Source organism: Nostoc paludosum FACHB-159 (assembly GCF_014698835.1).
Classification (GTDB): Bacteria; Cyanobacteriota; Cyanobacteriia; order Cyanobacteriales; family Nostocaceae; genus Nostoc; species Nostoc paludosum.
In genome coordinates, this window is record NZ_JACJTU010000048.1 from 26,228 (window position 1) to 50,745 (window position 24,518).

The following is a 24,518-nucleotide window of genomic DNA, read 5'->3' on the forward strand; positions in this document are numbered from 1 at the left end:
TTTTCACTCCAGTGAAGTGGACTTTAGCTATTAGTCTTATGCTTCAAGTGTAAAGCAAGCTAAGAATTATTTTCTTGCTGACAAGCGAGTTTGTCATAATGTTTTTTGTCACGGTATTTAATTGTTCTCATCGGCTGATTTCCCACAATTGCTAAAGGTTCAACATTAGCAGTGACAACTGTACCAGCCGCCACAATTGCACCATCTCCAATAGAAACTCCAGGAATAATGAGGACATTTCCACCAATCCAAACATTGCGACCGATAACAACAGGTTTATGAATATAAACGTTATGTTCATAAGGCAAATCATTACTTTGGTAGTCGTGATTTGCAGAGAGAATCACAACATTAAATCCAATTGTTGTGTTATCGCCAATTGTAATGCCGCCACGTCCGTCTAATATGACATCTTGGCCAATGTAGACTTGATTTCCCAAAGATACATTTTGCGGGTGTTCAATTCTTAAGTCTCGCTTAAATCGTAAACCTGAACCACCAAATTTTAACTGACTTTTCAGTTGTTGATGTTTATATCGCCTGATTTTAGTTCCTACGTATTCTTCCCAGTCTACGAGACGAGGTACTAGCCATTGTTCAAATATTTGCTCTAATTTATTTAGAATTTTATCTTTGATTTGTTTCATAAAACCTCACAGAAGTTTAGCAAAGCTTTAGTTTTAACCCAGGAAAGGAAAATGACGCCAATAATTGAGTACACCCAATTTATATGCCAATTAGCCAAAATGCCTACTAAGGATTAAAACAATTAAGAATTTGCCAAAATTGCGCTGAGAATATAACCTACCCAGATTTCTACAAAGCTTTGCACAATTAACAAACTAAAAAATAAGCGCAGAGTCCTCCATCTTCCTCTGCGATACTCTGCGCTTACCTTTGCGTGACGGCAGTCGCTACAACGGGGGGAACCCCCGCAACGCGCTGCCTCCCCTTTGCGTTAAAAAACAATCTCCTCACTCATCCTCTGTTCCAACAATTCCAACAACCCATCCACATCTTTCCCAACTTCCTCAAAACAAATTGGTGGCGCAGGTTCCGGTGCAAACTGAACTAACTTAATTTCACCCTTGCCAATACCAATCATCACAACTTCCACTTCTGGCTTATGATTCTCGATAATTCCCAAAATTTCTTGCAATCGATTTTCAACTCTATTATTTAAATTTTCAATCTGTTCTTTCGGACAATAAACAAAATGCGGCGTTGGTTGCAAATCAATGCCGATAGTACCCTGGCTGTCACCATTTGCTAACCATAACCCCCAAAACACCGCCGCCAATTCTTTTTGATTTGCTTTAACAAACTTATCCAACTGGCGACGCCACTTGTTATCTCCTGTTTCCGGCTGGGTACTACCAAACATCATAAATAATTCGTAATTCGTAATTCGTAATTAAAGGCAAAGAATGGGTAATATTTATCTCAAGCCACTTTGTACGCGCCAGAGGCTAGAATAAATTCCGTTTTGCTCTAGCAATTCTTCATGGGTTCCTGATTCTACTAATTTCCCATGTTCCATGACATAAATGCAATCGGCATTGCGAATGGTGGAAAGACGATGAGCGATCGCAATTGTAGTTCTATCTACTGTAATCCGTTCTAGCGATCGCTGAATAGCCGCTTCTGTTTCATTATCCACCGCTGAGGTGGCCTCATCTAAAATCAAAATGGGCGGATTCTTCAAGACTGCACGGGCGATGGCAATCCGTTGTCTTTGTCCACCAGACAGTTTTTGTCCTCTTTCCCCCACAATTGTCTCATAACCTTCGGGCAAGTTAATAATAAATTCGTGGGCCTCGGCTATCTTCGCCGCCGTGATAATTTCCTGTTCGTTGGCATTAAAGCTACCGTAAGCAATATTCTCCGCCACGGTGCCATGAAATAAAAAGACATCTTGACTCACTAAACCAATGCAACGGCGTAAATCTTTCAAATTCAGACTTTGCAAATCAATCCCATCAACGGTAATACTTCCGGCTTGTACTTCGTATAGCCGCAGCAGTAGTTTAACTAAAGTGCTTTTCCCAGAACCAGTAGAACCTACAATTGCAATAGTTTTTCCGGCTGGAACATCCAAAGACAGATTTTTAATTACTGGAAATCTATCTTTATAGGCAAAATAAACATTTTTAAATTGTACTTCACCCCGCACTTCATCCACAGGTAACGGTGTATTTCCTGTATGAATATTAATGGGAGTATCTAACAAATTCATCACTCTATTAGTAGAAGCCATTGCCCGTTGATATTGGTCAAAAGTTTGACCTAATCGTGTTAAAGGCCACAGCAACCGCTGGATTAAAAACACCAAGACGCTGTAAGTGCCGACAGACATTTTCCCAGAAACTGCTGCCATTCCGCCATATAAAAGTAAGGCTGTGAAACCTACCAAAATTAACATCCGAATTAACGGTACAAAAGCCGCAGAAAGGGCAATTGCTTTGGCATTGCTGCGACGATAAGCTTCACTATCTATTTCCAAACGGTAGGCTTCATAAACTTCAGCAGTAAAACTTTTAATAGTAGTAATGCCGCTAATATTATTTGCCAAACGCGAGTTTAGAAAACCTACCTTTTCCCGCACATCAGCATAGCGGGGTGCGAGTAGACGTTGATAAGCAAAGGAACCCCAGAGAATGAATGGCATCGGCGATAGAGCCATCCACGCTACACTAGGAGCCAATATAAAGAAAGCACCGCCAATAATTAACACAGTTGTGGCAACTTGGATGATATCATTTGCTCCCACATCCAAAAATCGCTCTAATTGGTTAATATCGTCACTGAGGACGGACATTAAACCGCCAGTGCTGCGTTCTTCAAAATAAGCTAACTCTAGCTCTTGCAGATGTTTATATGCATCCAAACGTAAGTTATGCTGAATATTCTGTGCCAAATTACGCCAAAGTCGATCGTAGGCATACTCAAAAACAGATTCTAGAATCCAAATGATGACAGTGAGGAAAGAAATAATCAAAAATTGTCCAAAGACATCGCGTACCCCTAACTGTGCAATTATGGAATCCTGCTGTTTGACTACCACATCTACTGCCACACCAATTAAGCCAGGTGGCGCCAAGTCAAAAAATTTATTGAGGATAGAATAAGTAGTCGCTAGCCAAATTTGTTTACGATACTGATGTGCATAGTCAAACAAACGCTGGAGAGGATGCGTCGAATGTTTACGCCTTCTTGAGACTTGATGAGATTTTAGTACGGTAGCCACGGCTTTTTGCATTTGCGTGCAATTGATATTACCACGGAATGAAGTTTTGAATCCTGAATCTGAAGAATGACGACATTGCGAGATGGAAAGATGTAGAAATGGGGAGATGAGGAGATAATTGTTTATTCTTAACTCATAACTTGAACTCTTGTACAGACGCCGATTAATCGCGTCTCTCCTAACTTAAGACTTAGTACTCAATACTCATCACTCACATGGAGAGAAGAACTTGAAAAATCAACAATTTGGCAATTGGCAAACTACAGTTTTGGCAATTGTGTTAGCAATATTAGCGCTCGTTGGGCTAAATTCTTTTATTATTATTAACCCAGGGCAAGCAGGAGTGATTAGCATTTTGGGTAAAGCTAGAGATGGCGCTTTATTAGAAGGTATCCACTTGAAACCACCTTTTATTTCTGCGATCGATGTGTATGATTTGACAGTGCAAAAATTTGAAGTGCCAGCGGAAAGTTCTACCAAAGATTTGCAAAACTTATCAGCGAGATTTGCGATTAACTTTCGTCTCGATCCGATACAGGTAGTTGAGGTGAGAAGAAAACAAGGAACCTTAGAGAATATAGTATCAAAAATAATTGCTCCTCAAACCCAAGAAGCATTTAAAATTGCGGCAGCGAGAAGAACAGTAGAAGAAGCAATTACCAAAAGAAGTGAATTGAAAGAAGACTTTGATAATGCTTTAGGCGATCGCCTAGACAAATATGGAATAATTGTTTTAGATACTAGCGTAGTTGACTTGACATTCTCTCCAGAATTCGCTAAAGCAGTCGAAGAAAAACAAATTGCCGAACAACGAGCGCAAAGAGCAGTTTATGTAGCACGAGAAGCCGAACAAGAAGCACAAGCAGAAGTTAATCGAGCAAAAGGAAAAGCAGAAGCTCAAAGACTTTTAGCAGAGACACTCAAAGCCCAAGGAGGGCAATTAGTTCTGCAAAAAGAAGCAATTGAAGCTTGGAAAACTGGCGGCGCTCAAATGCCGAAAGTTCTTGTTATGAGTGGTGATTCAAAAAGCAATGTACCCTTCATTTTTAATCTTGGGAATGTAGAAAATAAACCGTGAAGGTAACTGGGAAGACAAGGGAGACAAGTAGAATAAGTCAACAGTCAAGAATCAAATAGTAAAGAACAAACACAGGATAATAAAGCAAATTTATGCCAAATTCTAATCATCATCTTACTCCCGAAGAAGCAAGAAAAATTCTGAATAAATTCAATTGTCTAGATATAGCACCTGTCCTCAAACCGACAGAAAAAGATGTAATTCGTAATGCCTTAATTTTGATGGCTAACCTTGCTGACTATGAAATTTTAGGAATTTGTGCTGATACAGCAGAAGAAGGAATATTAGCCATGAAAACCTATTCTCTGGCCTTTGGCTATGAACCACCAAGCAATTTACCTACACCTGAAGGGCCGGTTTACATCAAATTAAATGGCAAAAATGGCTTGTGTTATGTCGATTCCTATGCTGGACATCACCGTGGTGTACTAGTATCTTGCCAATCTTTCAACGAAGGCGGAATCAACGAAATGTATGGACATCTACCCTTGGATTTATTCGTTTAAAACTCATCAATTAGGTAAGCGGGGAACAGAGAACAGGGAACAGCCTTAAGAGTCCCTTTGTATCCAGGTTTTAAGATTAGCTTATGTCCTAACCTTCTTTCTTGCTCCTCTTTCTGTCCTCTGCGCCTCTGCGTGAAATAAAAAAACCCTATATTCTAAATCCTATGAGTATCATCACCCTCCAATCAGTCAAAAAAGACTTTGGCATCAAAGAAATTTTAAAAGATGCCAGCTTTAGCCTCGATGCCACCGATAAAGTTGGCTTAATTGGTACTAATGGTTCCGGCAAATCAACCCTGCTAAAAATGATTGCCGGCTTAGAACCCATCGATAGCGGCCAAATTTTAATCAACTCTGGTTCTAAAATCATCTACTTACCTCAACAGCCAGATTTAGATGAAAATCGCACAGTTTTAGAGCAAATTTTTGCTGATAGCGGCGAACACATGAGTTTAGTGCGTGAGTATGAAGAACTTTCTGATAAATTGGCTCACTATCCAGATGATAATCAACTGATGTCTCGCCTTTCTGTGGTGATGCAACGGATGGATACAAGTAATGCTTGGGAATTAGAAACCAACGCTAAAATCATCCTCACTAAATTAGGAATTTCTGACTTTGAGGCCAAAATCGGCACTTTGTCTGGAGGCTATCGCAAGCGCATTGCCTTAGCAACAGCTTTGCTAGCAGAACCAGATGTTTTGCTCATGGATGAGCCAACAAACCACCTCGATGCTCTTTCTGTAGAATGGTTACAAAGTTATTTAAATCGCTATCGCGGTGCACTTTTTCTCATCACCCACGATCGCTATTTTTTGGATCGCGTTACCAATCGTATCATCGAAATAGACCGAGGCGACATTTACACTTATACAGGTAACTATTCATACTACCTGGAAAAGAAAGCTTTAGCTGAAGAATCTGCCATTAGCACTCAACGCAAACATCAAGGTCTGTTGCGGCGCGAGTTGGAATGGCTCAAAAAAGGCCCGAAAGCCAGAAGTACAAAACAAAAAGCGAGAATTGACCGCGCCCACGCTCTGCGAGATACTGAGTTTAAACAAGTTCAGGGTAAAGTTGATATTTCTACAGTTGGTCGTCGCATTGGCAAAAAAGTTATTGAATTAAATAATGTTTCCAAAGCTTATAACGATCGCACCCTGATTAATAATTTTAGCTACGAATTTAGTCCAGAAGACCGCATTGGTATTATCGGCGCTAACGGTGCGGGTAAATCCACTTTAATGGATATTATTACTGGACGAATTCAGCCTGATTCTGGCATTGCAGAAATTGGTAGTACAATTCACATCGGTTATTTTGACCAGCATTCTGAAGAATTGCTCACAGCATTAAATGAAAATCAGCGCGTGATTGATTACATCAAAGAAGAAGGAGAATTTGTCAAAATTACCGATGGCACTCAAATTACTGCTTCCCAAATGTTGGAGCGATTTCTGTTTCCTGGTAATCAACAATATGCCCCAATTCATAAACTTTCTGGTGGCGAAAAACGTCGTTTATTTCTGTTGCGCGTTCTCATGAGTGCGCCCAATGTCTTAATATTAGATGAACCGACAAATGATTTAGATGTCCAGACATTGGCAGTACTAGAAGATTATTTAGAAGATTTTGTCGGGTGTGTAATTGTAGTTTCTCACGATCGCTACTTTCTTGACCGCACCATCGACACAATTTTTTCCTTTGAAGAAGGCGGGAACCTGCGGCAATATCCAGGCAATTACTCTGTTTATCTGGACTACAAAAAAGCTGAAGAAGCAGCACAGCAACAAGCTGCTAGTACTAAAGAAAAACCAAAAAATGCCGAACCCCAAAATGGTGCATCTTCATCCAAGAATACCGAAAATCAAAAGCGGCGCAGATTATCCAATTGGGAGAAAAAAGAATTTGACCAGTTAGAAGGTAAAATTGCCGACTTAGAAGGTGAAAAGGCAGAAGTTGAGAAAAAACTGGCCAATGTTTCACCGGGAAATTATAGCCAAGTGCAGAAATTGTATGAAGAAGTGGAATCTTTGAAACAGGCGATCGATGTAGCGACTGAACGGTGGTTAGAATTAGCAGAAATGGAGTCTTAGTTGCAAAAAAATTTGTAGATGTAGGTTGGGTTTAACGAAGTGAAATCCAACCTACTTTTATTAGTTTATCTGTATAATTGCTCAAGATAGCAACTAGTAAAAACGCTAGGCGATCGCATTTCCTTTGAGCATATCTCAACTAGCTGTTTCTATAAACATCTTTCCGATGTTTGCACTGCAAAATTTGTACGAGTTGATTTTCATCATCAATCTCATAACGAACTCTATAATCACCAATCCGGATACGATACTCGTTATCAAAACCTTTTAACTTGACAATTCCATCGGGACGCGGTTCGACAGCAAGATTTTGAATTTTCTCAATCACACGCTCGATAATATCATTAGGTAAGTTGTCAATTTGCTTTTGTACTGACTTTGAGATAACGACTGTATAACTCATTATCTCTCATGCGATCGCTTAGCAAGATATTCATCAATAGTCATTGACTCACCATCTCTATACTCAGCGCGAACTGCTTGAATTTCTGAGAGTGTTTCTGCATTGTCTTCATACAATGCTTCTTCAGCTTCAAAAATTTGTTGCTCAATTAACTCTTGAAGTTGACGTTTTTCTGTTAAATCAAGGGAAGATATTGCTTCTGCTAAAACTTCTAAGGAGAGTTGTAGTTTAACAATGGCTGGCATTTTTCTCCTATTAGGTGTGTTTTTTGCACTTTAACACCATTATGGCATTGGGCACTTGTACTGAGCCGAAGTATGGGGCATGGGGCATTGGTTATGAATTTTTGGTTACTCCCCGATCGCCAGTCCCTTTTACCTGGTGCAGCCATCACTCTTCCACTCTACAAAACACTAAGCGATCGCATTTACATTAAACATATCTAAACTAACTTTTCCCATAACATTATCTCTGAAATGACCAGGTAGTAAGATATTCACCTGCGATCGCAAACTCGCCAACAAACAACACAAGCCGCTATCCTCAAGACAATAGCGGCTATCCTCAAGACAATAGCGCCTATCCTCAAAACCAATAGCAGCTATCCTCAAGCCAATAGCCGCTACCCTTATGCCAATAGCGACTATCCTCAAGACAATAGCGCCTATCCTCAAAACCAATAGCAGCTATCCTTAAGCCAATAGCGGCTATCCTCAAAGCAATAGCGGCTATCCTCAAAGCAATAGCGGCTTCTCTAATCTTTCCTACCTCTTGTTTTTGGCTCTTGCCAGATGACATGAGTAATTATATACCGAAATATTACTGATATTAGCTGAAAATTGTACGATCGCAATTTGCGATTTCTGCTGAACCAAAATCCAGTTTAATTGAGGCAAGCTAGTTTTAGAAGTCTTTTAAAAGGGTAAAATTATGGCTCTCAAAAAACGTAAATCCAGCGTTTTAGAAAAAGTTGAGTCAAGAGCAGCCGGGATAAAAATGATCGATCCAAATATCAAATTTGATGATGATTATAGTTTGGAAACACTGCTGGAATCAATTGAACAGTTACGTAATAAAATTGATGTTCATAATAACGCTCTGTCTTTAGCTGATTCTTCTCTAACTGAAATTGAACACATGGAAAAAAAATTGAGTAATCTTTCTCAAAAAATGTTAATGCTAATTGCTATTAAGTACGGCAAAGATAGTGCTGAATATGAAACAGCAGGTGGTATTCGAGATAGCGATCGCCTCCGTAAAATGCGATCGAGCCGCTTGAAAAATGTTGCACAACAAGCATCAGATAATAATACTAAAATTGTCTAGATTGTTAGGACTGACTCCGCGAGAGGGGAACAAACCCAAGACAATTTGGTTAAAGGGGAAAAGGTAATTTCAAACCTTTTCTTTTTTTTTAAAAGATAATTTATAAAGTAAGTCTTAAATTGTAGGGTGCGTTCTAGCAGGTCTGAAAGCACTATATCTTTCGGTGCATTACGGCAATATTTAGCCCCACATAGACAAAATTAACTACAAATGTAACTCAAACTGGCTTTATCACAAGCCAACCAGTGTGGTTGCTCATCTGCTATGGCAATTAGAGTGTTGCTGAATAAAGGGATGATTGAGGCTGAAGCAGGGACTCAAAGACACACCAAACGCGGGGATTATGGTTGATGGAAATTTTAAAATCATCCTGAAATTATACAACACCACAATTCGATATGGTTTAGCAGCAAAAACCATCGTTATTGATTGATTATCTCTTATTTTATTTGACTTCCCCTAGTTTTACCCGATTAATTTCTATATTCACAGGTGAAGTTGTTCAAGAGTTCTAAATATGGCAATTATTAAAGGTTCTGAGCTGTTTATATTTGGAGGTTGGAGATTTGGTGATGATAACCTCCAAGGAACAACAGATAGCGATCAAATGTATGGCTATAGCGGCAATGATACCTTGAATGGCGGTAGTGGTAATGATTCCCTTGATGGAGGTGATGGAAACGATTCGCTAGTTGGTGGGTTAGGTAATGACACCTTATTTGGCTGGTACGGAAACGATACCCTCAATGGAGGCGACCATAATGACAACCTTTATGGTGAAGCAGGCAACGATTTTCTCTATGGCGGTTTTGGCGATGATTACCTTGATGGAGGTGATGGCATCGATTATATGTATGGAGGTTCGGGAAATGATACTTATATTGTTTCTAGCACTAGTTACGACAATGTAATAGAAAATGCTAACGAGGGAATTGATACTGTTCGTGCAAATGTTGATTACACCTTAGGAGCAAATGTAGAAAATTTAAAATTGGTAGGATTAACTGTCAGAGGAACTGGTAATCAACTCAATAACTTAATTACTGGTAACGAAGCAAATAATATCTTATTTGGAGATTACGGTGATGACACGCTTCGCGGTGAATCTGGTAACGATAATTTAGATGGTTGGTATGGCAACGATCAACTTTCTGGAGATGCAGGTAACGATGTTTTGTGGGGATACTTTGGTAATGATTCCCTCAATGGAGGCGATGGAGACGATGTTATTTACGCTGAAGCAGACAACGATAACTTATCTGGAGATTTAGGTAATGACTATCTCGATGGAGGAGATGGCAACGATAATCTTTATGGCGATCTTTATGGTCAAATTGGTAATGACCAACTTTTTGGCGGAACAGGGAATGATTACCTTGAAGGTCAAGGTGGCAATGATACTCTAAATGGTGGAAGTGGACAGGACTATTTTAAGTTTTACTATAGATCGGATGCTGGTATTGATACTATTCAAGATTTCAATGTTTTAGAAGACACAATATTCTTTAGCTCTCCATTTGGTTCTGGATTAGCTTGGGGTACTCTAAGTAGCGATCGCTTTGTTATCGGTTCAGAAGCGATGGATTATGATGACCGATTTATCTACAACAGTAGTACAGGAATTCTCTCCTTTGATTACGATGGAGCTGGTGGAATGGCTCAATTCCAATTTGCACAGCTTTCTTCAGGTTTAGCTTTGAGTGCAACCAATATTTTTGTAACTCCTGCTGGTTAATTGATTAAACTAATTTACAAGTCTAGTTAAATAGACATCTCCATAAATTAATTCTGCATTACCGAGTAGAGACGTAGCACTGCTACGTCTCTACAATATCGCCATTTCACAACCTATATATTTACCTCAAACAGCTTGTGAAAATGAGAATCATTTTTGGCAACCTTTCTCAGGCGCAATAACCTATAAACAAACACAGATTTCTTCATCAATTTCTCAGTTACTTTTCGCAATATTGAACGATTTCGATATTCAATATTTTCGTGAATCTCGAAATAGATTTGTTTTTCCTGAGGATTCGATTGTCCTTTTTTGATTCTTATTCGCTCTATATTGTCCTTAAAAAACGGAAATTTATCTTCGCGATCGAATGCGATCGCCATTCCTACTTTAGCGGCAGCTAGCCCCATAGCATAACCTTCGCCATGATAAATCCCTCGGATTTCAAATAAGTAAGAAATTGTTTGCCAAAGCTGAAAAAAGTTTCTTTCCAATCCATCCTGTCCGCGCATAGCAAACATGAATTCATGGAACCACTGCACTTTCTGAAGGTCGATATTTAGTTTTTGAGCTACTTCTTCTATAACTTGAATTTCTTTCGGGTTCTTGATATTTGCCATGTGTTGCAGCAAATTACAACCGGTTCTGGCTGTGATTCCAGCAGGCCAATTCATTTCTTTGACTACAGCGCCAAGAATTCGGACATCAGAGTCTAAAAACATACAACTCTCAAATAGTGAGAGAGCCTTTTCAAGGACGAAGCGTTTATCATGATAGCCTTTCACGCTTTGAAGGCGGTGCTTAAATGCCAAAACGTGAGGAAATTCCTTAAAATACTCTGGCTTATCAGTCAGAACGCATAGAGGTGTATTTTGTGTGTGTTGTTGAATATCTTTAGCTAGCATCCTTGCGTGAGTACGATATCTCTCACCCACAGCCAAGGTACAAAAGCAAAATTTCTGAGACATGTTCATAGGATGTAAGTGCCTTATTACCATCCTTTTCCCATGTTACAGTCAATGTGCGGAATATGGGTTTTATCAAAGGCAGCGTATTAGAAAATAATCGAATGGATCGGGTTTGATTCCTAAATCCATTCTTATGCTGCTATCAATCGCACTCGATCGCATTCTAGAAAAAATTGATACTCAATTATCTACAATTTGGTTAATTACAACGATGGGGCATACAATTTATCGCCAACAATTCCCCGAATTGTCTCTACTAATTGAGTGTATGCAAAGTCAGATAAAACTGGCTCTGCTCCTTGTAAATCAATTGCTTGGTCTAAATCAATCCATGATTTACAACCGCCGTATTTAGCATAATAGGCAATTTGTTGCTCTTGGTGTAATTTATAAGTTCGTAAGAGCAGAATATATAGGGGTTGACGTGGTTTCCATTTGAGGCGATCGCTAATAAAATGCTCGTTCCAAATGTGGAAGGGAAGTAAGGCGTTGACAATAGACTCGTCACTAACTGGCAAAATATCTGTAATTTCAGCCCAACTACCGATGCGAATTGTTTCTGGATGCCAGCCTGACGTTACTGGATAAACATCATTGGCATACTCAGCTTTGAGCATGAAAGATTGTTGATGTTCGTAAGTAGGGTAAAGCAAAATCTGTTTGTGGGCAACTTGGAAATGTCCGTTGCGTTCGTGGATACCGCCTTTGCGGAGCAACATAATTGTTTTGCCCGCCTCCAAGGCATTTACAGCGGTTGCCCATTCTTTGAGAGCGTGAAAAGTTCTAGTCAATTCCATCACATCTACTGTAATTCTGATTTAATTTCAAGCTAAGACCGATAAAGTATGAAACTGTCCAGAGAAATGAATTAGGTTAGGAAGCAGTTATGCAAAAGCGAGTGCTAGGTACTTCCCAAGTGCAAATCACACCCATTCTTATGGGAACTTGGCAAGCAGGTAAAAGAATGTGGGTGGGAATTGAAGATGCTGACTCGATTAAAACAATTCGAGCAGCATTTGAAGCTGGTATTACAACAATTGATACTGCTGAAGTTTATGGTCAAGGACATTCTGAAAAGATTGTAGCTGAGGCTTTATCTGATGTCCGCCATCAGGTGGTGTATGCCACCAAAGTTTTTGCTAACCATCTCAAGTATGAACAAGTAATTGAGGCTTGTGAACGTTCCCTGACAAACCTAAAAACTGATTACATTGACCTTTACCAAATTCATTGGCCCTCCGGCGCTTTCAATAGTGAAATAGTACCTATCGAAGAAACTATGAGCGCTCTCAACTTCCTCAAAAAGCAAGGTAAAATTCGAGCGATCGGCGTTTCTAATTTTTCTCGCGCCCAGTTAGCAGAAGCCGCAAATTATGGACGTATTGATAGCTTACAACCACCTTATTCTCTATTTTGGAGACAGGTAGAAAAAGATGCACAGCCTTATTGTATTGAACACAATATTTCTATCCTTGCTTATTCGCCTCTAGCACAGGGATTGCTGACAGGGAAATTTGCGGCCGGTCATAAATTTGACCCAGCAGATAACCGGGCTGCGAATAAACTGTTTCAAGGCGAAAACTTTGAACGTGCCCAACAAGCGCTGGAAAAACTGCGTCCCATAGCCCTCCTTCATAATTGTAGCCTTGCTCAGTTAGCTTTGGCTTGGTTAATTGCTCAACCTCAAACAAATGCCATAGTTGGGGCGCGTTATCCCGAACAAGCACAAGATAACGCCTTAGCTGCCCAATTTCAACTTTCTGCTGCCGAATTAGCAGAAATTGATGCTATTGGACGTATTGTTAGCGATCGCTTAGATAACAATCCAGTTATGTGGGACTTTTGACAATACGCATTGATTTAGCAAGTCATACACTGGAAGATCCCTTGAACTCTCTGAAAAACAGGGTTAGGGATCAAGCCTTTGCACCAGATTGCAAAATCTAACAAAACGTCAACTTTAGTAAACTCAGGGTTGCAACTTAGGAACTTAGTGATAACTTAAATAGTAGGACACCAAACAAAACAAAACCAAACAAAAAGGGTAATGACTTAGTGTCCCCTGTCATCAACCCAAGTAAATTTTCGCATATCAATATACAAGTGGCGAAAAGTCTAATTGTAAAAGACAATGCCAAATCCTAAAACGGAAAAACGTAGAAATGCGAAGTTTGCTAGTTATTGAGTCCACCTTAGTTATTAACCTTCTGTTAGTTAATTAGTTTAGCAATTTGAAACCTGTAAACGCGATAAAACCTGGTCAACCTCGACCAGGTTTTTGGTTTTTTATATGCATGACAACGCACCCCAAATAGAATAGTAGTTCTTGTTACATACAATCATCAAGAACGCGGATAGCATTAGAAAAACCTCATCCTACGAAGAAAATGACGGAAAGCTGCTTATATTTGTATTTTCTAAGCAGCCATCCTCATGGGTATGAATTTCTAAGTAATTGTCCTGAAATGCATAGAAATTAATTACATTTTGTCTAAAGTATTAGGCAAAAAACTATACCACAGGGTTGAGGTAGGACTTGACAAAAGTTTGCCATTATGCCTTTTAGCTACAAGTAAAGGAGTTTGCAATGCACCGACAAATGTGCTGGTTATCTAAGTCTGGTGGCGACGGAGAGAAGATCTTGTTTTTGCAGACAGAACCTGGTCAACCTTGGCGTCCTTACACAGCTTTTGGCCATTTTGCAGTCCCAGATTATCCAATACCAGGTGGTTCTAAAGGTTGGGCAACTTATCAAAAACTTCTCAAAGCAGGTTGGACACTAGTACCTAGCGCACGGGCAAACGAGTTTGGCACCAGTAGCTACGTAGAATCAAAGAATTTTTAAATTTGGGCATTGGGCAAGCAGGAGGTGTGGGAGGTGTGGGAGGTGTGGGAGGTGTGGGAGGTGTGGGAGGTGTGGGAGGATGGGGAAGCATTAATTCTCTTTCCCCCCACACTCCCCACACTCCCCACACTCCCCTCTCTCCCCTCTCTCCCCACACTCCCCACACTCCCCACACTCCCCACACTCCCCACACTTCCCCATCTCCCCAGTCCCTCACCAACCTCTGGGAGAACCTTCGCTACGGGGATCGGCAGCCCCTTCTAGAGTTCCATCGGCTGTAACTGCGATCGCGTTACCATTACCCCAAGGTGCAGTTTCTTTAATATTGTGTCCTCGACGGCGTAAATTCTCCAAAGTCAAAGCATCTAAACCCCAAGATTCGACGCGCAATTCATCGGGAAGCCATTGATGATGTATGCGTGGAACGGAAACAGCCGCACCAACATTCATGTTGTATTCCAGCACATTCAGAATTACTTGCAACACTTGGGTGATGATGGTGCTACCACCAGGGGCACCTGCGGCCATACGGAAACGATTATTTTCCGTGACAATTGCGGGAGTCATGCTAGATAAGGGAGTTTTACGTGGTGCAATGCTGTTGGCGTCGTTACCAACTAAACCAAAGGCATTAGGCACTCCTGGTGCAGCAGCAAAATCATCCATCTCGTTATTGAGGATAATTCCAGTTCCTGGCGTCACCACCCCAGCACCAAAACCAAGGTTAATTGTGAAAGTCAGACTAACAGCGTTGCGTTGTTCATCGACTACGTTTAGATGACTGGTTTCGGGAGATTCGTTGCGAGGACAAGGGTATGGGGGGATGGGGAGACATTTGAGGTTTCCTGGCTTGACTTCGGTGGAAGGTCTAGCCTTGTCCATGTTGATTTCTTGGCGGCGTTTTTTGGCGTAAGCTGGACTGATGAGTTGTTGTACGGGGACTTTAACAAAATCTGGGTCGCCTAAATATTGTGAGCGATCGCTGTAAGCAATCTTCATTGCTTCTACAATTAAATGTATGGCGTCTGGATGATGCCATCCTAGAGATTTCAAATCGGTGTCACCAATAATATTTAAAATCTCTAATAGGTGCACGCCTCCTGATGATGGTGGTGGCATTGAGCAAATTTTAGCTTTGCGGAAATTTCCACAAACTGGATTGCGCCAAATTGGTTTATAAGCTTTTAAGTCTTCTAGAGTAATTAAACCACCATTTTTTGCCATATCAGCAGCGATCGCTTTGGCAATCTTCCCAGTGTAAAAATCTTGGGGATTTTTGGCAATAGCCGTTAAAGTGCGACCTAAATCGCGCTGTACCAGCTTCTCTCCTGATTTGTAAAATTCGCCGTTGTGTGTGAAAATTTGCCGCAGCGCTGGATTTTTGAGAATTCGTTGCTGATAAAGTTGGTTAGTTTGCAGAGAACCCCAAGTTGCCGCATCGCCAATAGTAAAGCCATCTTTAGCAAGTGCGATCGCAGGTTTCACTACTTCTTGCCAAGAAAGCTTACCATAGCGCCGATGCACTTCATAAAGTCCGGCCACGGTTCCTGGTGTCGCCACCGCTAAATAACCATCAATACTTGCAAATGGACGCACCTTACCTTGCGCGTCTAAATACATATTTCTTGTAGCCTTCAGCGGTGCGCGTTCGCGGAAATCTAACGCTTTCATCTCGCCAGTTTTCTCAGAATGCATAAGCAAAAATCCGCCGCCACCAATTCCTGCCGAAAAAGGCTCAACTACAGAAATTGCAAAGGTTGTAGCTACGGCTGCATCCACCGCATTACCACCCTTGCGTAACATAGAAATTCCCGCTTCACTAGCCAGAGGATGTGCTGAAACCACCATTCCCTTTTTGCTGCGTAAGGGTGTAAAGGCCGCCGATGCTACTTGACTGTAAAGTAGGACACTAAAAGAAAAGATGGCGATTGCAACTCGCTTGGGTTTGGCAAAAGTAAGCATTTTTATGCCATTTTGTTCAATATCTATTAGGCTACCGCCTAACCGTGCATTTTATACACTACTTGTTTAGTTGCGAAGCGATCGCTATTCTTGTAAAACAGAGTGGAGAATAGGGAGTAATACCAATTCAAAATTCAAGAACTTCTGCCTTCTGCCTTCTGCCTCCTGCCTCCTGCCTTCTTTTTTCCCAATGCCCAATGCCCTATTCCCCACTCCCTATTTTTAATTTATTCTCCATCCACCCAATTGCAAAATCAGCCAGCAATGCAATTACCGCTGCGGGAACAGCCCCAGCTAAAATTAACTCACTATTAACTAGTGATATCCCACGAAAAATAAATACTCCCAACCCACCAGCCCCAATTGCGGCTGCGATGGTAGCAATACCAACAGCAATCACAGTTGCTATTCGTATTCCCGCCAGAATTACTCCCATTGCTAAGGGAATTTCAACTTGTAATAATAATTGTCTATCTGTCATTCCCATACCTATGCCAGCTTCCCGAATTGCTGAATCTACGCCAGTGATACCTGTGTAAGTGTTGCGAATTATTGGTAAAAAAGAATATAAAGTTAATGCCACAATCGCAGGTAATATACCTATTCCAGCAATGGGAATGAGTAAACCAAACAGTGCCAAGCTAGGAATAGTTTGAAAGATATTTGCTATACCGAGAATTGGTTGACGCAGAGAAGTTTTACGTGTAATTAAAATGCCTAATGGAATCCCTACCAATATGGCAATTCCAATAGCAATGCCTACTAAAAAAAAGTGTTCTACAGTATGTTGAAGAATTTCTGGTGCATACTTAACGAGGAAAAAATCTTTCATAAATAGGAATCAGAATAAAGGAGTCAGAATTCAGAATTCTCTTAATAAAAAACAAATTTTAAATTTTTTCGTCCACAAACTTTTCAATTTTCTACTCAGTCCCCATTCCCCAGTTCCCAGTCCCTTTTACCCATTTTTCAAAGAAGGTAAACAAGCAAGAAAAGCGAGACTTTCTGGATGTTGGGATTGCATAAATTCATCTATTGTTCCTAATACTACCAATTCTCCGCCATACATTAAACCAATTCTAGATGCCAAAATAAAAGCTTCTTGAATATCGTGGGTGACAAAAACAACTGTTTTGCCTAATTCTTGCTGCAAATGCCGAAACTCTTGTTGAATTTCTAGCCGCGTAATTGGATCGAGTGCGCCAAAAGGTTCATCCATCAACAACACTGGTGGATCTGCTGCTAAAGCCCTAGCTACACCGACTCTTTGCCGTTGCCCTCCCGAAAGTTCGTGTGGATAACGCCCTGCGAATTGTGCAGGTTCTAAACCTACTAATTGCAATAATTCATAAACCCGCGTTTTAATTTTTTTTGGTTGCCAACCTTCTAAAGAAGGAACTAAACCCACATTCCTTTCTACAGTAAAATGAGGAAATAAACCAATTTCTTGAATTACATAACCAATTTTTCGCCGCAGTTTAATTTCATCCCATTGAGTTGTAGCAATACCATCAAATAAAACTTCGCCTTGTGTAGGTGTTAATAGGCGATTAATTAATTTCATTGTTGTAGTTTTGCCGCTACCACTGCGACCAAGTAATACTAGTGCTTCTCCTTGCCTGATGTTGAAATTGAGATGTGACACCAAAGGGCGATGATTGCGGCTAAAGGTAACATCGCGGAATTCGACAGCAATTGTATTATTTTCCGGCATTGAAGAACCAATTTTGGATTTTAGATTGTTAAAACTTTGATACAAAATATGTTGATAGGGTAGCACAGTTGTGCTATCCTTGGGCGAATCTATATTATGTATCTATATTTTACTAAAATCCGCACACCAATTTTGAGTTGCGATCGCCTACCTAAACTAATTACCGTAAATTACAGTTCCTAGATAGCTTGCTTTGGCAAAATGTACGAGAATTTTTAAAATTTTAAATTGTTGAATGCAAACTCTAAAAGCCAAAAATTAATTGTCTTTTATGCAGTTTTATCATTAATTTTTGATGCTTTTTCTGCAACTTTCTTTAAGCGAGTTGCTCTCATTTCGCTAATGCGATCGCTATACCGAATACCACCTAAAATTTCGTATTCAGCACTATCTTTGCTATATTTGAAAGCGTACTCTCCTGCATCTTTTACTGTTATTCCTGTACGTGAATTATCATTCATCTGATTTTGCTGCTTTATGAAATATGGTTTTTATAGCCTAGTTTAGGCATAAATTTAGCTGAGGTCTATTACTTTCTGCCCTTAACCATAAAAATAACCTCTGGAAGCGATCGCACTTTTACTTGGTACAATCGTACTTCCAAGCGAGGTTATTGTTAAATCGTTTTATGACTTGTTGAACCGAATTATTCCTCTACAACAATATTTAAGTATCAGTTTATACTATTCAACTGTAACGCTTTTAGCAAGGTTACGAGGCTGGTCAACATCTAAACCGCGACGGGCAGCAATATGATAAGCCAATAGTTGCAAAGGTACAACTGTAAGCAGGGGAGAAAGTAATTCATCTACATAAGGTACAGGGAGTAAATCGTTAAAAATTTCCCCTGCTTCGCCATCTTTAATAGGAGTGACGCCAATTAAGCGAGAATCACGGGCTTTGGCTTCTTGAGCGTTAGAAATAACCTTTTCATACACACTACCAGGAACAGCGATCGCCACAACTGGAACTTTCGCATCTAACAAAGCGATGGGGCCGTGTTTCATCTCGCCAGCTGGATATCCTTCCGCGTGAATGTAGCTGATTTCTTTTAATTTCAACGCACCTTCTAAAGCAATTGGAAAGTTAATTCCTCTACCAACAAAAATGAAATCTTGGGTTTCGGCAAATTCGTGTGCTAGCTGTTCGCTTAAACGTTCCTGGTTTTCTAATGTTGACTCAATATCTTTAGGAATTTGTCGCAAGCCATTAATAATGATCTCTAAAGTTTCTTTGGAAACTGTCTGACGATGAGCTGCTAAATCTAATGCCAATGCATAAAACGCCATCAGTTGGGCGGTAAAAGTTTTTGTCGCTGCTACCCCAATTTCAATTCCTGCTAAGGTGCTAATAATATTTGGTACTAAATGACCGAGGCTACTTTCTGGGCGATTAGTAATACCTAAAAGTCGTGGTTCATATTTAGCTTCTTTACCCTGGCGGCGTTCTTTTTCCATCGCCAAAGCTGCGAGAGTATCAGCGGTTTCACCTGATTGAGTAACGCCAATAATCAAAGTATTGGATGTCAATGGTGATGGTGCATAGCGATACTCAGAAGCGTAATGTACTTGCGTTGAAATTCCTGCTAATTGTTCGATTAAATATTTGCCGATTAATGCTGCGTGCCAACTTGTACCACAAGCGACGATGTGAATTTGTTCTAAATCTGTATATAAATCTTCAGGTAACCCTAGATTGATTGGCGATCGCACATTTTCTTCTACATTATTAAAATAAGCTTCTAAACTAGCTCTCACTACCCCCGGTTGCTCATGAATTTCCTTGAGCATGAAGTGTTTGAATCCCTGTTTTTCCACCATCGTGGGATTCAAATTAAGTAGTCGGGGTTGTTTTTTGAGCCTATCGCCAGCAAAATTGTAAATCTCAACGCCCAATGGTGTCAGGCGGGCAATTTCGCCATTTTCCAAAGGTAGCACCGCACGGGTGTAGGCAACGATCGCTGGCGTGTCGGAAGCACAAAAGAACTCCCCTTGACCAAAACCAATCACCAAGGGCGCTTGTTGGCGAACAACTATCAATTCATCAGGATAGTCAGCACAAACCACCGCGAGTGCAAATGCCCCTTCTAGGCGGGTAACAGCTTGGCGAACTGCTTCTAGGAAAGAAGATGAAGAAGATAAGGGGGAAAAATTCTTTAAAATTTCGGCGATGAGGTGTGGGATAACTTCCGTATCGGTTTCGGAACGAAAAACGTGTCCTTTTGCTTTGAGTTCTTCCCGTAACTCGCGGTAATTTTCAATAATGCCATTTTGCACCACCGCCACTCGCATTGTGGAATCTAGATGGGGATGGGCGTTGTACTCTTCTGGTTTACCATGAGTCGCCCAGCGAGTGTGACCAATACCAATTTGGGCAGGGGTTTCCATTTGTTCGAGTTTAGAACGTAGGTTATGCAGCTTGCCCTTTGCCCGCACACAATGAACTTCGCCTTCCCAAACAGTGGCGATTCCAGCAGAATCATAGCCCCTGTACTCCAGTTTTTCCAGCCCAGCCAGCAAAATGTCTGTTGCAGCTTGAGTGCCTATATATCCAACAATTCCGCACATTGCTCACACCACTTTTTTTGAGGATGATTAAATCCAGTATAGTTGTTACCACAAACTGGGTGTTTTGCAAAGAAAAAAGGGGGCTATTTGCTCCCTCTGCCACTAGGTATGTATTTTTATGGATTCTGGGCTTTTGACTCGAAGCTACAAAGGTGGCTTATAGGATTTAACAAAAAAGAATTCAGAATTGAGAATTCAGGAGTCAGAATTCAGTACGAAAAAGGTCTTGAGTGCTGAGTTCAGAGTCCTGAGGAAACAATCAAGAAATTATTTTGGTAATTTACTTGTTTGTTTCTCAGCACTAGCTACTGTGCCAGAACTCCGAGCGCCAGCTACCCTTTGGGAACGCCAAAGGCTAACGGGCGATCGGAAGTTGGATGACTCGGTAGGAGCTTTTTAGTAAGCTAGACCCATACTGCGAGTTGTTTCAGCACCCAGGTAAACCCGAATGCTCAAAAAGTCGGTGGGGCAAGCAGTTTCGCAACGCTTACAGCCTACACAGTCTTCTGTACGGGGTGAAGAGGCAATTTGAGCAGCTTTGCAGCCATCCCAAGGAACCATCTCCAGTACGTCAGTGGGGCAAGCGCGGACACATTGAGTGCAACCAATGCAGGTATCGTAGATTTTTACGGTATGAGACATTGAAAAAACGGCTCCTTTCGAGTGTTCTTCTCTGCGAAAGAATCATAATCAACGCATAGTTTACCGCAGTGGTTGATAGGCTGTAATCAAAAGGCTACATAACTTCAAACAATTTAATAAGCACGTTAGAAAATTTGTTTTTGCGAGATCGCCCCTATTGACCTCTAAATTAGCAACATTATCAGGACGTATTTACCCCACTCAAATACCATAATATGGTTTGACAGTAAAGTCATCTACAAAAAAATCAATTTAAAAGATGAAATCAGAAAGTTATCTATACTACCTATTCATTGCATACTATACTAATCTCAAATAAAGCGAATTCATAACAAAATATTAAATATTGAGCAAAATTTTCTAATTAAGTGTATTGATGATGTGGTTTGACGATCGCCTACCCGTTTAGACTAGGCGACGCCAAGTTTCGATTGAGAACAGCATCTTTGTTGAGAATAAAACGATGAAGCTCTAATACAGCAGAATTGGCGAAGTCAGATTTAGAATCAGCTCCACACATGGCTTTTAGAGCTAGAGAGCGTAGTTCACGTTTGTCGAAATCTGCTGTATATCCTCAATAATGAGCTATATTTTGAAAAAATTATGCGACCGACTCACATAACTAACAGAAAAAACAGCGATCGCCCTGAAAATTTATCAGCGATCGCTCACCAAGAATTTCTATATTTAGATTTTTAATTCTGGCAGATTTATAACTTTTACTCCCAGATATTTTAGAGTATTTCCGAACTGGCAAATTCATCATTAATTAGAGAGAATTTTGTTTGAATAACTGGCTCACTCGCTATTTCAATCAATTCTTCTTGCGGAGGCTTGGCATTAGCAAATTTATCTTTTGTATACTCCCTTTCTCTAATTTCGCGAGCAATACTTTCCAGTAACCACAGTTGTTCTTCCACAGACAAGGCACGGATAGAGCGCTCAATTTCTAGTAAATTCGGTGATATCATTTTGCTTGTGATTTCCAAAAAGGTGTATTTTTCAAAGCTATTATACTCAGTCTATCTGGTTAATCCAGAGCATCGCAAATTCGTTATCATTTTTCCTACCTCCATCTTTTCACAAACCAAATGAGATAGCTATAAATAACTATCAGCTAGTTTTATAACATTTTAATTAAGTATTACTGCCCAATCAAAATGTAGGGTAAGCTTGTTACATGAATTACGAAACAGCTCGGAAACTCTTGATAGATCAGACAATCCCAACTAAGGATTACCCAGATGCGCTGTTAGAGCGTATGAAACATGGGAAACCCCCAGTACCTGGTCAAATCACCTCAATTTTGTTGGCATTGAAAGTGGTGTTTGAAGCCCTCAAAGACGCCCCCACCCTAGACCGAGAACTGGCTTTGACGCTTTATCAGTTAAGCATCAAGACGCAACAGGTATTTGCCGCAGGGCGTAGAGCTGGTATTGATTGGCCGCCACTACTCAAGGAAGATTTGTTACGAATTTCCCTAGGAGCTGAAAGTATCTTTTCGGGCACATGGCAAACCTTAGCTTCCGTGGGTTTGGAGAAACTGTGAACAAGAGAATAGGGAGATGAGGAGGATGAGGGAGACGCGGGGACGCGGAGAATAATCAATGCCCAATACTTTGACTTGGCTCAGTACAAGTGCCCCATGCCCCATGCCCCATACTCATTACCGAATTTGCAATTCCTTTTCTAACTTATCTAGGTCTGTTTTGAGCAAAATCGTCATTTGGCCGGTAAAAGCTTTACCTGTTTTGGGTTGGGCAATTTCCACCCAATACACATAGCGTGAGCCTACTCGTAATTCTCCTTTTAAAGCCTCTCGAATGGGAGTTTTGGCAAGACGCGCTGAGTTAACAGTCTTTTGGCTGGGATATTGATATACAACTTCGGCGCGATCGTAGTCTTGATAAATCTCCAAGCCATAAATCACCCGCAAGGATTCTTGGAGGCGATCGAATGTCATGCCGTTAATGGCATCATACATAGCAATGCGCTCACTGCGAATTGTGCCACGGTCTTTGGAAAACTCCACTCTACCAGGGGGCAATACCGACGCTTGAAAAGTGAATCTTTGAGCAGCTGTGTCAGTTTTTTGCACAAACAATTGCTCCCCATTCCTGGGACGGAGTGTGGGATGTGCTTTAATCCAAGTACCTACCTCTTCTGTACTTTGTCCTGGTAAAGCATTAACTTTGGCATCAAAAAGCGTTCCCGCACACAGCCAAGGTACTAGAGAAAAAGGCAAAATTAAAACTTTAAGCAGAGATTTCTTGAACATTTTTCTATTCAGGATTTATATGGAAATTTCCCCATTAGGGATTAACCATAGTTTTCCCGTTTTTGAGCAAGATCATTTCAAATATCTATTCAACTTTAAACATCAGGGATCTTACTTATAAACGCTTTATCTTAGAAAAAGCCAACAATAAAGTGGTTAAGAATATAACGTTGACTCTAGAGCAAGGACAGATTATTTAACTTTTGCTAGCAAAAGTTAAATTTAATACTTGTAGCAAACTAATTAAAACTGTATTATGCCTTTTATATGAAAGAATTGTACTTATCAAAAATACTTCTAAAAAGTTCGTACTTACAATGGTGCAATTCCGATACAATCTTTAAAGATGTACTCTGTTACAACAAAGTTTACGCAAATCAATAATGTATTATCATATGAAGACTATTGAAGAAATTAGTCAATGGCTTGTACAACACAAATCGGTTTTACAAGAACGTTACAAAGTAAAAGAGTTAGGAATTTTTGGCTCCTACGTCAGGAAAGAACAGACAGAAATCAGTGATATTGATTTGCTAGTAGAGTTTTCTGAAATACCGAGTTTGTTGAAGTTTGTCAATTTAGAGAATTATCTCAGTGACAACTTAGGCGTAAAAGTTGATTTAGTGCATAAGGGTGGTTTAAAGCCTCGTATTGGAGAGCGGATCTTGAAAGAGGTTGTCTATTTGTGAACAAACGACAACTTGAAGACTATTTGCAGGATATTTTAGATGCAGTTAGGGCCATTGAGCAATTTACATCAGGAATTGAGTTTGAAGCATTCTCACAAAATTTAGAGAAAATTTTCGCTGTTTCCAGAGCCATTGAAATTATTGGCGAAGCTGTGAAGCGCATACCTGATTCTATAAGAAGCCAATATCCAGATATTCCCTGGAGAGATATTGCAGGAATGCGAGATAAACTAATTCACGATTATTTCAATACGAATGTGCAAATTATTTGGAAAGCAGTTGAGGAAGATGTTCCCCAGTTAAAAATAATGATCTCTAGAGTTGTAGAAGATTTGAAAAACTAGAGTATGTCAAGCAGGGCTATTTCATTCTAAAAAGTTGCTTAAGTGTGTATAACCCAAAAGAACAGAGCCGTTGAGCTTGTGCCATGTTTTCAAACATCTGGTCACGGTATAAATTGAG

At 40.3% G+C, this 24,518-nt stretch carries 31 protein-coding genes; 14 read left to right on the forward strand and 17 right to left on the reverse strand.

Annotated features, from left to right (window positions below; all coding sequences use genetic code 11):
• Positions 1-59: 59 nt before the first annotated feature.
• Positions 60-647: an acyltransferase gene (locus H6H03_RS31175; RefSeq protein WP_190958913.1), complete on the reverse strand. Its 588-nt coding sequence runs from the start codon at positions 645-647 to the stop codon at positions 60-62.
• 128 nt (positions 648-775) lie between these two features.
• Between H6H03_RS31175 and H6H03_RS42125 the strand changes: the two genes are divergently transcribed.
• The gene (locus tag H6H03_RS42125; RefSeq protein ID WP_390842910.1) at positions 776-838 is read left to right on the forward strand and encodes a hypothetical protein; all 63 of its coding nucleotides are present in this window, start codon (positions 776-778) and stop codon (positions 836-838) included.
• Positions 839-958: 120 nt separating this feature from the next.
• On the opposite strand, the gene ccmS is transcribed toward H6H03_RS42125, so the two are convergent.
• Both ccmS and H6H03_RS31185 read right to left on the reverse strand, forming a co-directional pair.
• Positions 959-1,387 (reverse strand): beta-carboxysome assembly chaperone CcmS, encoded by a 429-nt coding sequence (ccmS, locus tag H6H03_RS31180; RefSeq protein WP_190958914.1) that lies wholly within the window; start codon positions 1,385-1,387, stop codon positions 959-961.
• A gap of 51 nt (positions 1,388-1,438) precedes the next feature.
• A complete protein-coding gene (locus H6H03_RS31185) occupies positions 1,439-3,259 on the reverse strand; it encodes an ABC transporter ATP-binding protein (protein WP_199339149.1) in 1,821 nt (606 codons plus the stop codon).
• A gap of 217 nt (positions 3,260-3,476) precedes the next feature.
• Here H6H03_RS31185 and H6H03_RS31190 point away from each other — a divergent pair, with 217 nt between their 5' ends.
• The 3 genes from H6H03_RS31190 to H6H03_RS31200 all read left to right on the forward strand — a co-directional run bounded on the left by H6H03_RS31190 (position 3,477) and on the right by H6H03_RS31200 (position 6,927).
• Positions 3,477-4,325 carry a prohibitin family protein gene (locus H6H03_RS31190; RefSeq protein ID WP_190958915.1) on the forward strand — a complete coding sequence of 283 codons (849 nt, stop codon included), beginning with the start codon at positions 3,477-3,479 and terminating at the stop codon, positions 4,323-4,325.
• 92 nt (positions 4,326-4,417) lie between these two features.
• The gene (locus H6H03_RS31195; protein WP_190958916.1) at positions 4,418-4,831 is read left to right on the forward strand and encodes a DUF1824 family protein; all 414 of its coding nucleotides are present in this window, start codon (positions 4,418-4,420) and stop codon (positions 4,829-4,831) included.
• Between the two features lie 164 nt (positions 4,832-4,995).
• Positions 4,996-6,927, forward strand: a complete 1,932-nt coding sequence (locus H6H03_RS31200) for an ABC-F family ATP-binding cassette domain-containing protein (RefSeq protein WP_190958917.1) — start codon at positions 4,996-4,998, stop codon at positions 6,925-6,927.
• A 139-nt stretch (positions 6,928-7,066) separates the two neighbouring features.
• On the opposite strand, the gene H6H03_RS31205 is transcribed toward H6H03_RS31200, so the two are convergent.
• Both H6H03_RS31205 and H6H03_RS31210 read right to left on the reverse strand, forming a co-directional pair.
• Positions 7,067-7,330 carry a type II toxin-antitoxin system RelE family toxin gene (locus tag H6H03_RS31205; RefSeq protein ID WP_190958918.1) on the reverse strand — a complete coding sequence of 88 codons (264 nt, stop codon included), beginning with the start codon at positions 7,328-7,330 and terminating at the stop codon, positions 7,067-7,069.
• A complete protein-coding gene (locus tag H6H03_RS31210) occupies positions 7,330-7,575 on the reverse strand; it encodes a hypothetical protein (protein ID WP_190958919.1) in 246 nt (81 codons plus the stop codon). The genes H6H03_RS31205 and H6H03_RS31210 overlap by 1 nt, the downstream gene beginning before the upstream one ends.
• A 72-nt stretch (positions 7,576-7,647) precedes the next feature.
• Between H6H03_RS31210 and H6H03_RS41540 the strand changes: the two genes are divergently transcribed.
• Positions 7,648-7,776, forward strand: coding sequence for a hypothetical protein (locus tag H6H03_RS41540; RefSeq protein ID WP_277926206.1), 129 nt, complete (start codon positions 7,648-7,650; stop codon positions 7,774-7,776).
• A 139-nt stretch (positions 7,777-7,915) separates the two neighbouring features.
• Here H6H03_RS41540 and H6H03_RS31215 read toward each other — a convergent pair whose 3' ends face one another.
• A complete protein-coding gene (locus H6H03_RS31215; protein ID WP_190958920.1) occupies positions 7,916-8,128 on the reverse strand; it encodes a hypothetical protein in 213 nt (70 codons plus the stop codon).
• A 132-nt stretch (positions 8,129-8,260) separates the two neighbouring features.
• Here H6H03_RS31215 and H6H03_RS31220 point away from each other — a divergent pair, with 132 nt between their 5' ends.
• From H6H03_RS31220 to H6H03_RS31225, 3 genes are all read left to right on the forward strand, one after another.
• A complete protein-coding gene (locus tag H6H03_RS31220; RefSeq protein WP_190958921.1) occupies positions 8,261-8,656 on the forward strand; it encodes a hypothetical protein in 396 nt (131 codons plus the stop codon).
• Positions 8,657-8,954: 298 nt separating this feature from the next.
• The gene (locus H6H03_RS41545) at positions 8,955-9,089 is read left to right on the forward strand and encodes a hypothetical protein (protein ID WP_277926207.1); all 135 of its coding nucleotides are present in this window, start codon (positions 8,955-8,957) and stop codon (positions 9,087-9,089) included.
• An 84-nt stretch (positions 9,090-9,173) separates the two neighbouring features.
• On the forward strand, positions 9,174-10,391 hold the full coding sequence (locus tag H6H03_RS31225) for a calcium-binding protein (RefSeq protein ID WP_190958922.1): 1,218 nt from the start codon (positions 9,174-9,176) through the stop codon (positions 10,389-10,391).
• A 113-nt stretch (positions 10,392-10,504) separates the two neighbouring features.
• Here the strand turns inward: H6H03_RS31225 and H6H03_RS31230 are convergent, their stop codons facing one another.
• Positions 10,505-11,365 (reverse strand): hypothetical protein, encoded by an 861-nt coding sequence (locus tag H6H03_RS31230; protein ID WP_190958923.1) that lies wholly within the window; start codon positions 11,363-11,365, stop codon positions 10,505-10,507.
• Positions 11,366-11,562: 197 nt separating this feature from the next.
• On the reverse strand, positions 11,563-12,156 hold the full coding sequence (locus H6H03_RS31235) for a DUF1802 family protein (RefSeq protein WP_190958924.1): 594 nt from the start codon (positions 12,154-12,156) through the stop codon (positions 11,563-11,565).
• An 89-nt stretch (positions 12,157-12,245) separates the two neighbouring features.
• Between H6H03_RS31235 and H6H03_RS31240 the strand changes: the two genes are divergently transcribed.
• From H6H03_RS31240 to H6H03_RS31250, 3 genes are all read left to right on the forward strand, one after another.
• Positions 12,246-13,205, forward strand: a complete 960-nt coding sequence (locus tag H6H03_RS31240; protein WP_190958925.1) for an aldo/keto reductase — start codon at positions 12,246-12,248, stop codon at positions 13,203-13,205.
• Positions 13,206-13,946: 741 nt separating this feature from the next.
• Positions 13,947-14,204: a hypothetical protein gene (locus tag H6H03_RS31245; protein ID WP_190958926.1), complete on the forward strand. Its 258-nt coding sequence runs from the start codon at positions 13,947-13,949 to the stop codon at positions 14,202-14,204.
• Positions 14,205-14,206: 2 nt separating this feature from the next.
• Positions 14,207-14,485 carry a hypothetical protein gene (locus H6H03_RS31250; RefSeq protein WP_190958939.1) on the forward strand — a complete coding sequence of 93 codons (279 nt, stop codon included), beginning with the start codon at positions 14,207-14,209 and terminating at the stop codon, positions 14,483-14,485.
• On the opposite strand, the gene ggt is transcribed toward H6H03_RS31250, so the two are convergent.
• The 7 genes from ggt to H6H03_RS31285 form a co-directional block, all read right to left on the reverse strand.
• Entirely contained in the window at positions 14,418-16,166 is a 1,749-nt protein-coding gene (gene ggt, locus H6H03_RS31255; RefSeq protein ID WP_190958927.1) for a gamma-glutamyltransferase, read from the reverse strand. The two genes, H6H03_RS31250 and ggt, sit on opposite strands and share 68 nt — an antisense overlap.
• A gap of 202 nt (positions 16,167-16,368) precedes the next feature.
• Complete coding sequence (locus H6H03_RS31260; RefSeq protein ID WP_190958928.1) at positions 16,369-16,998, reverse strand: ABC transporter permease; 630 nt, start codon at positions 16,996-16,998, stop codon at positions 16,369-16,371.
• A gap of 126 nt (positions 16,999-17,124) precedes the next feature.
• The gene (locus H6H03_RS31265) at positions 17,125-17,880 is read right to left on the reverse strand and encodes an ATP-binding cassette domain-containing protein (RefSeq protein ID WP_190958929.1); all 756 of its coding nucleotides are present in this window, start codon (positions 17,878-17,880) and stop codon (positions 17,125-17,127) included.
• Positions 17,881-18,149: 269 nt separating this feature from the next.
• A complete protein-coding gene (locus tag H6H03_RS31270) occupies positions 18,150-18,341 on the reverse strand; it encodes a hypothetical protein (RefSeq protein WP_190958930.1) in 192 nt (63 codons plus the stop codon).
• A 222-nt stretch (positions 18,342-18,563) separates the two neighbouring features.
• Positions 18,564-20,447, reverse strand: coding sequence for a glutamine--fructose-6-phosphate transaminase (isomerizing) (gene glmS, locus H6H03_RS31275; protein WP_190958931.1), 1,884 nt, complete (start codon positions 20,445-20,447; stop codon positions 18,564-18,566).
• Between the two features lie 396 nt (positions 20,448-20,843).
• A complete protein-coding gene (gene psaC, locus H6H03_RS31280) occupies positions 20,844-21,089 on the reverse strand; it encodes a photosystem I iron-sulfur center protein PsaC (RefSeq protein ID WP_012411495.1) in 246 nt (81 codons plus the stop codon).
• A 734-nt stretch (positions 21,090-21,823) separates the two neighbouring features.
• Positions 21,824-22,060: a hypothetical protein gene (locus H6H03_RS31285; protein ID WP_190958932.1), complete on the reverse strand. Its 237-nt coding sequence runs from the start codon at positions 22,058-22,060 to the stop codon at positions 21,824-21,826.
• Between the two features lie 209 nt (positions 22,061-22,269).
• Between H6H03_RS31285 and H6H03_RS31290 the strand changes: the two genes are divergently transcribed.
• A complete protein-coding gene (locus H6H03_RS31290; protein ID WP_190958933.1) occupies positions 22,270-22,638 on the forward strand; it encodes a Dethiobiotin synthetase in 369 nt (122 codons plus the stop codon).
• On the opposite strand, the gene H6H03_RS41550 is transcribed toward H6H03_RS31290, so the two are convergent.
• The gene (locus H6H03_RS41550; protein WP_277927403.1) at positions 22,609-22,743 is read right to left on the reverse strand and encodes a hypothetical protein; all 135 of its coding nucleotides are present in this window, start codon (positions 22,741-22,743) and stop codon (positions 22,609-22,611) included. The genes H6H03_RS31290 and H6H03_RS41550 overlap by 30 nt on opposite strands.
• Positions 22,744-22,755: 12 nt before the next feature.
• Positions 22,756-23,367, reverse strand: a complete 612-nt coding sequence (locus H6H03_RS31295; protein WP_190958934.1) for a hypothetical protein — start codon at positions 23,365-23,367, stop codon at positions 22,756-22,758.
• Between the two features lie 395 nt (positions 23,368-23,762).
• On the opposite strand from H6H03_RS31295, the gene H6H03_RS31300 reads away from it, so the two are divergent.
• Positions 23,763-24,056, forward strand: coding sequence for a nucleotidyltransferase family protein (locus H6H03_RS31300; protein WP_190958935.1), 294 nt, complete (start codon positions 23,763-23,765; stop codon positions 24,054-24,056).
• The gene (locus tag H6H03_RS31305; protein ID WP_190958936.1) at positions 24,053-24,400 is read left to right on the forward strand and encodes a HepT-like ribonuclease domain-containing protein; all 348 of its coding nucleotides are present in this window, start codon (positions 24,053-24,055) and stop codon (positions 24,398-24,400) included. The genes H6H03_RS31300 and H6H03_RS31305 overlap by 4 nt, the downstream gene beginning before the upstream one ends.
• The last annotated feature ends 118 nt before the right edge of the window (positions 24,401-24,518 follow it).

Bases quoted from the DNA above. Each gene is read 5' to 3' on its own strand.
- H6H03_RS31290 (WP_190958933.1), top strand. From the start codon at position 22,270: ATGAATTACGAAACAGCTCGGAAACTCTTGATAGATCAGACAATCCCA.
- ggt (WP_190958927.1), bottom strand. From the start codon at position 16,166: ATGCTTACTTTTGCCAAACCCAAGCGAGTTGCAATCGCCATCTTTTCT.
- H6H03_RS31230 (WP_190958923.1), bottom strand. From the start codon at position 11,365: ATGAACATGTCTCAGAAATTTTGCTTTTGTACCTTGGCTGTGGGTGAG.
- H6H03_RS31260 (WP_190958928.1), bottom strand. From the start codon at position 16,998: ATGAAAGATTTTTTCCTCGTTAAGTATGCACCAGAAATTCTTCAACAT.
- H6H03_RS31270 (WP_190958930.1), bottom strand. From the start codon at position 18,341: ATGAATGATAATTCACGTACAGGAATAACAGTAAAAGATGCAGGAGAG.
- H6H03_RS41550 (WP_277927403.1), bottom strand. From the start codon at position 22,743: ATGGGGCATGGGGCACTTGTACTGAGCCAAGTCAAAGTATTGGGCATT.
- H6H03_RS31245 (WP_190958926.1), top strand. From the start codon at position 13,947: ATGCACCGACAAATGTGCTGGTTATCTAAGTCTGGTGGCGACGGAGAG.
- H6H03_RS31210 (WP_190958919.1), bottom strand. From the start codon at position 7,575: ATGCCAGCCATTGTTAAACTACAACTCTCCTTAGAAGTTTTAGCAGAA.
- H6H03_RS31220 (WP_190958921.1), top strand. From the start codon at position 8,261: ATGGCTCTCAAAAAACGTAAATCCAGCGTTTTAGAAAAAGTTGAGTCA.
- H6H03_RS31185 (WP_199339149.1), bottom strand. From the start codon at position 3,259: ATGCAAAAAGCCGTGGCTACCGTACTAAAATCTCATCAAGTCTCAAGA.
- H6H03_RS31215 (WP_190958920.1), bottom strand. From the start codon at position 8,128: ATGTCATCTGGCAAGAGCCAAAAACAAGAGGTAGGAAAGATTAGAGAA.
- glmS (WP_190958931.1), bottom strand. From the start codon at position 20,447: ATGTGCGGAATTGTTGGATATATAGGCACTCAAGCTGCAACAGACATT.
- H6H03_RS31200 (WP_190958917.1), top strand. From the start codon at position 4,996: ATGAGTATCATCACCCTCCAATCAGTCAAAAAAGACTTTGGCATCAAA.
- H6H03_RS31285 (WP_190958932.1), bottom strand. From the start codon at position 22,060: ATGATATCACCGAATTTACTAGAAATTGAGCGCTCTATCCGTGCCTTG.
- H6H03_RS31265 (WP_190958929.1), bottom strand. From the start codon at position 17,880: ATGCCGGAAAATAATACAATTGCTGTCGAATTCCGCGATGTTACCTTT.
- H6H03_RS31235 (WP_190958924.1), bottom strand. From the start codon at position 12,156: ATGGAATTGACTAGAACTTTTCACGCTCTCAAAGAATGGGCAACCGCT.
- ccmS (WP_190958914.1), bottom strand. From the start codon at position 1,387: ATGATGTTTGGTAGTACCCAGCCGGAAACAGGAGATAACAAGTGGCGT.
- H6H03_RS31195 (WP_190958916.1), top strand. From the start codon at position 4,418: ATGCCAAATTCTAATCATCATCTTACTCCCGAAGAAGCAAGAAAAATT.
- H6H03_RS41540 (WP_277926206.1), top strand. From the start codon at position 7,648: ATGGGGCATGGGGCATTGGTTATGAATTTTTGGTTACTCCCCGATCGC.
- psaC (WP_012411495.1), bottom strand. From the start codon at position 21,089: ATGTCTCATACCGTAAAAATCTACGATACCTGCATTGGTTGCACTCAA.
- H6H03_RS31295 (WP_190958934.1), bottom strand. From the start codon at position 23,367: ATGTTCAAGAAATCTCTGCTTAAAGTTTTAATTTTGCCTTTTTCTCTA.
- H6H03_RS31300 (WP_190958935.1), top strand. From the start codon at position 23,763: ATGAAGACTATTGAAGAAATTAGTCAATGGCTTGTACAACACAAATCG.
- H6H03_RS31175 (WP_190958913.1), bottom strand. From the start codon at position 647: ATGAAACAAATCAAAGATAAAATTCTAAATAAATTAGAGCAAATATTT.
- H6H03_RS31225 (WP_190958922.1), top strand. From the start codon at position 9,174: ATGGCAATTATTAAAGGTTCTGAGCTGTTTATATTTGGAGGTTGGAGA.
- H6H03_RS31205 (WP_190958918.1), bottom strand. From the start codon at position 7,330: ATGAGTTATACAGTCGTTATCTCAAAGTCAGTACAAAAGCAAATTGAC.
- H6H03_RS31240 (WP_190958925.1), top strand. From the start codon at position 12,246: ATGCAAAAGCGAGTGCTAGGTACTTCCCAAGTGCAAATCACACCCATT.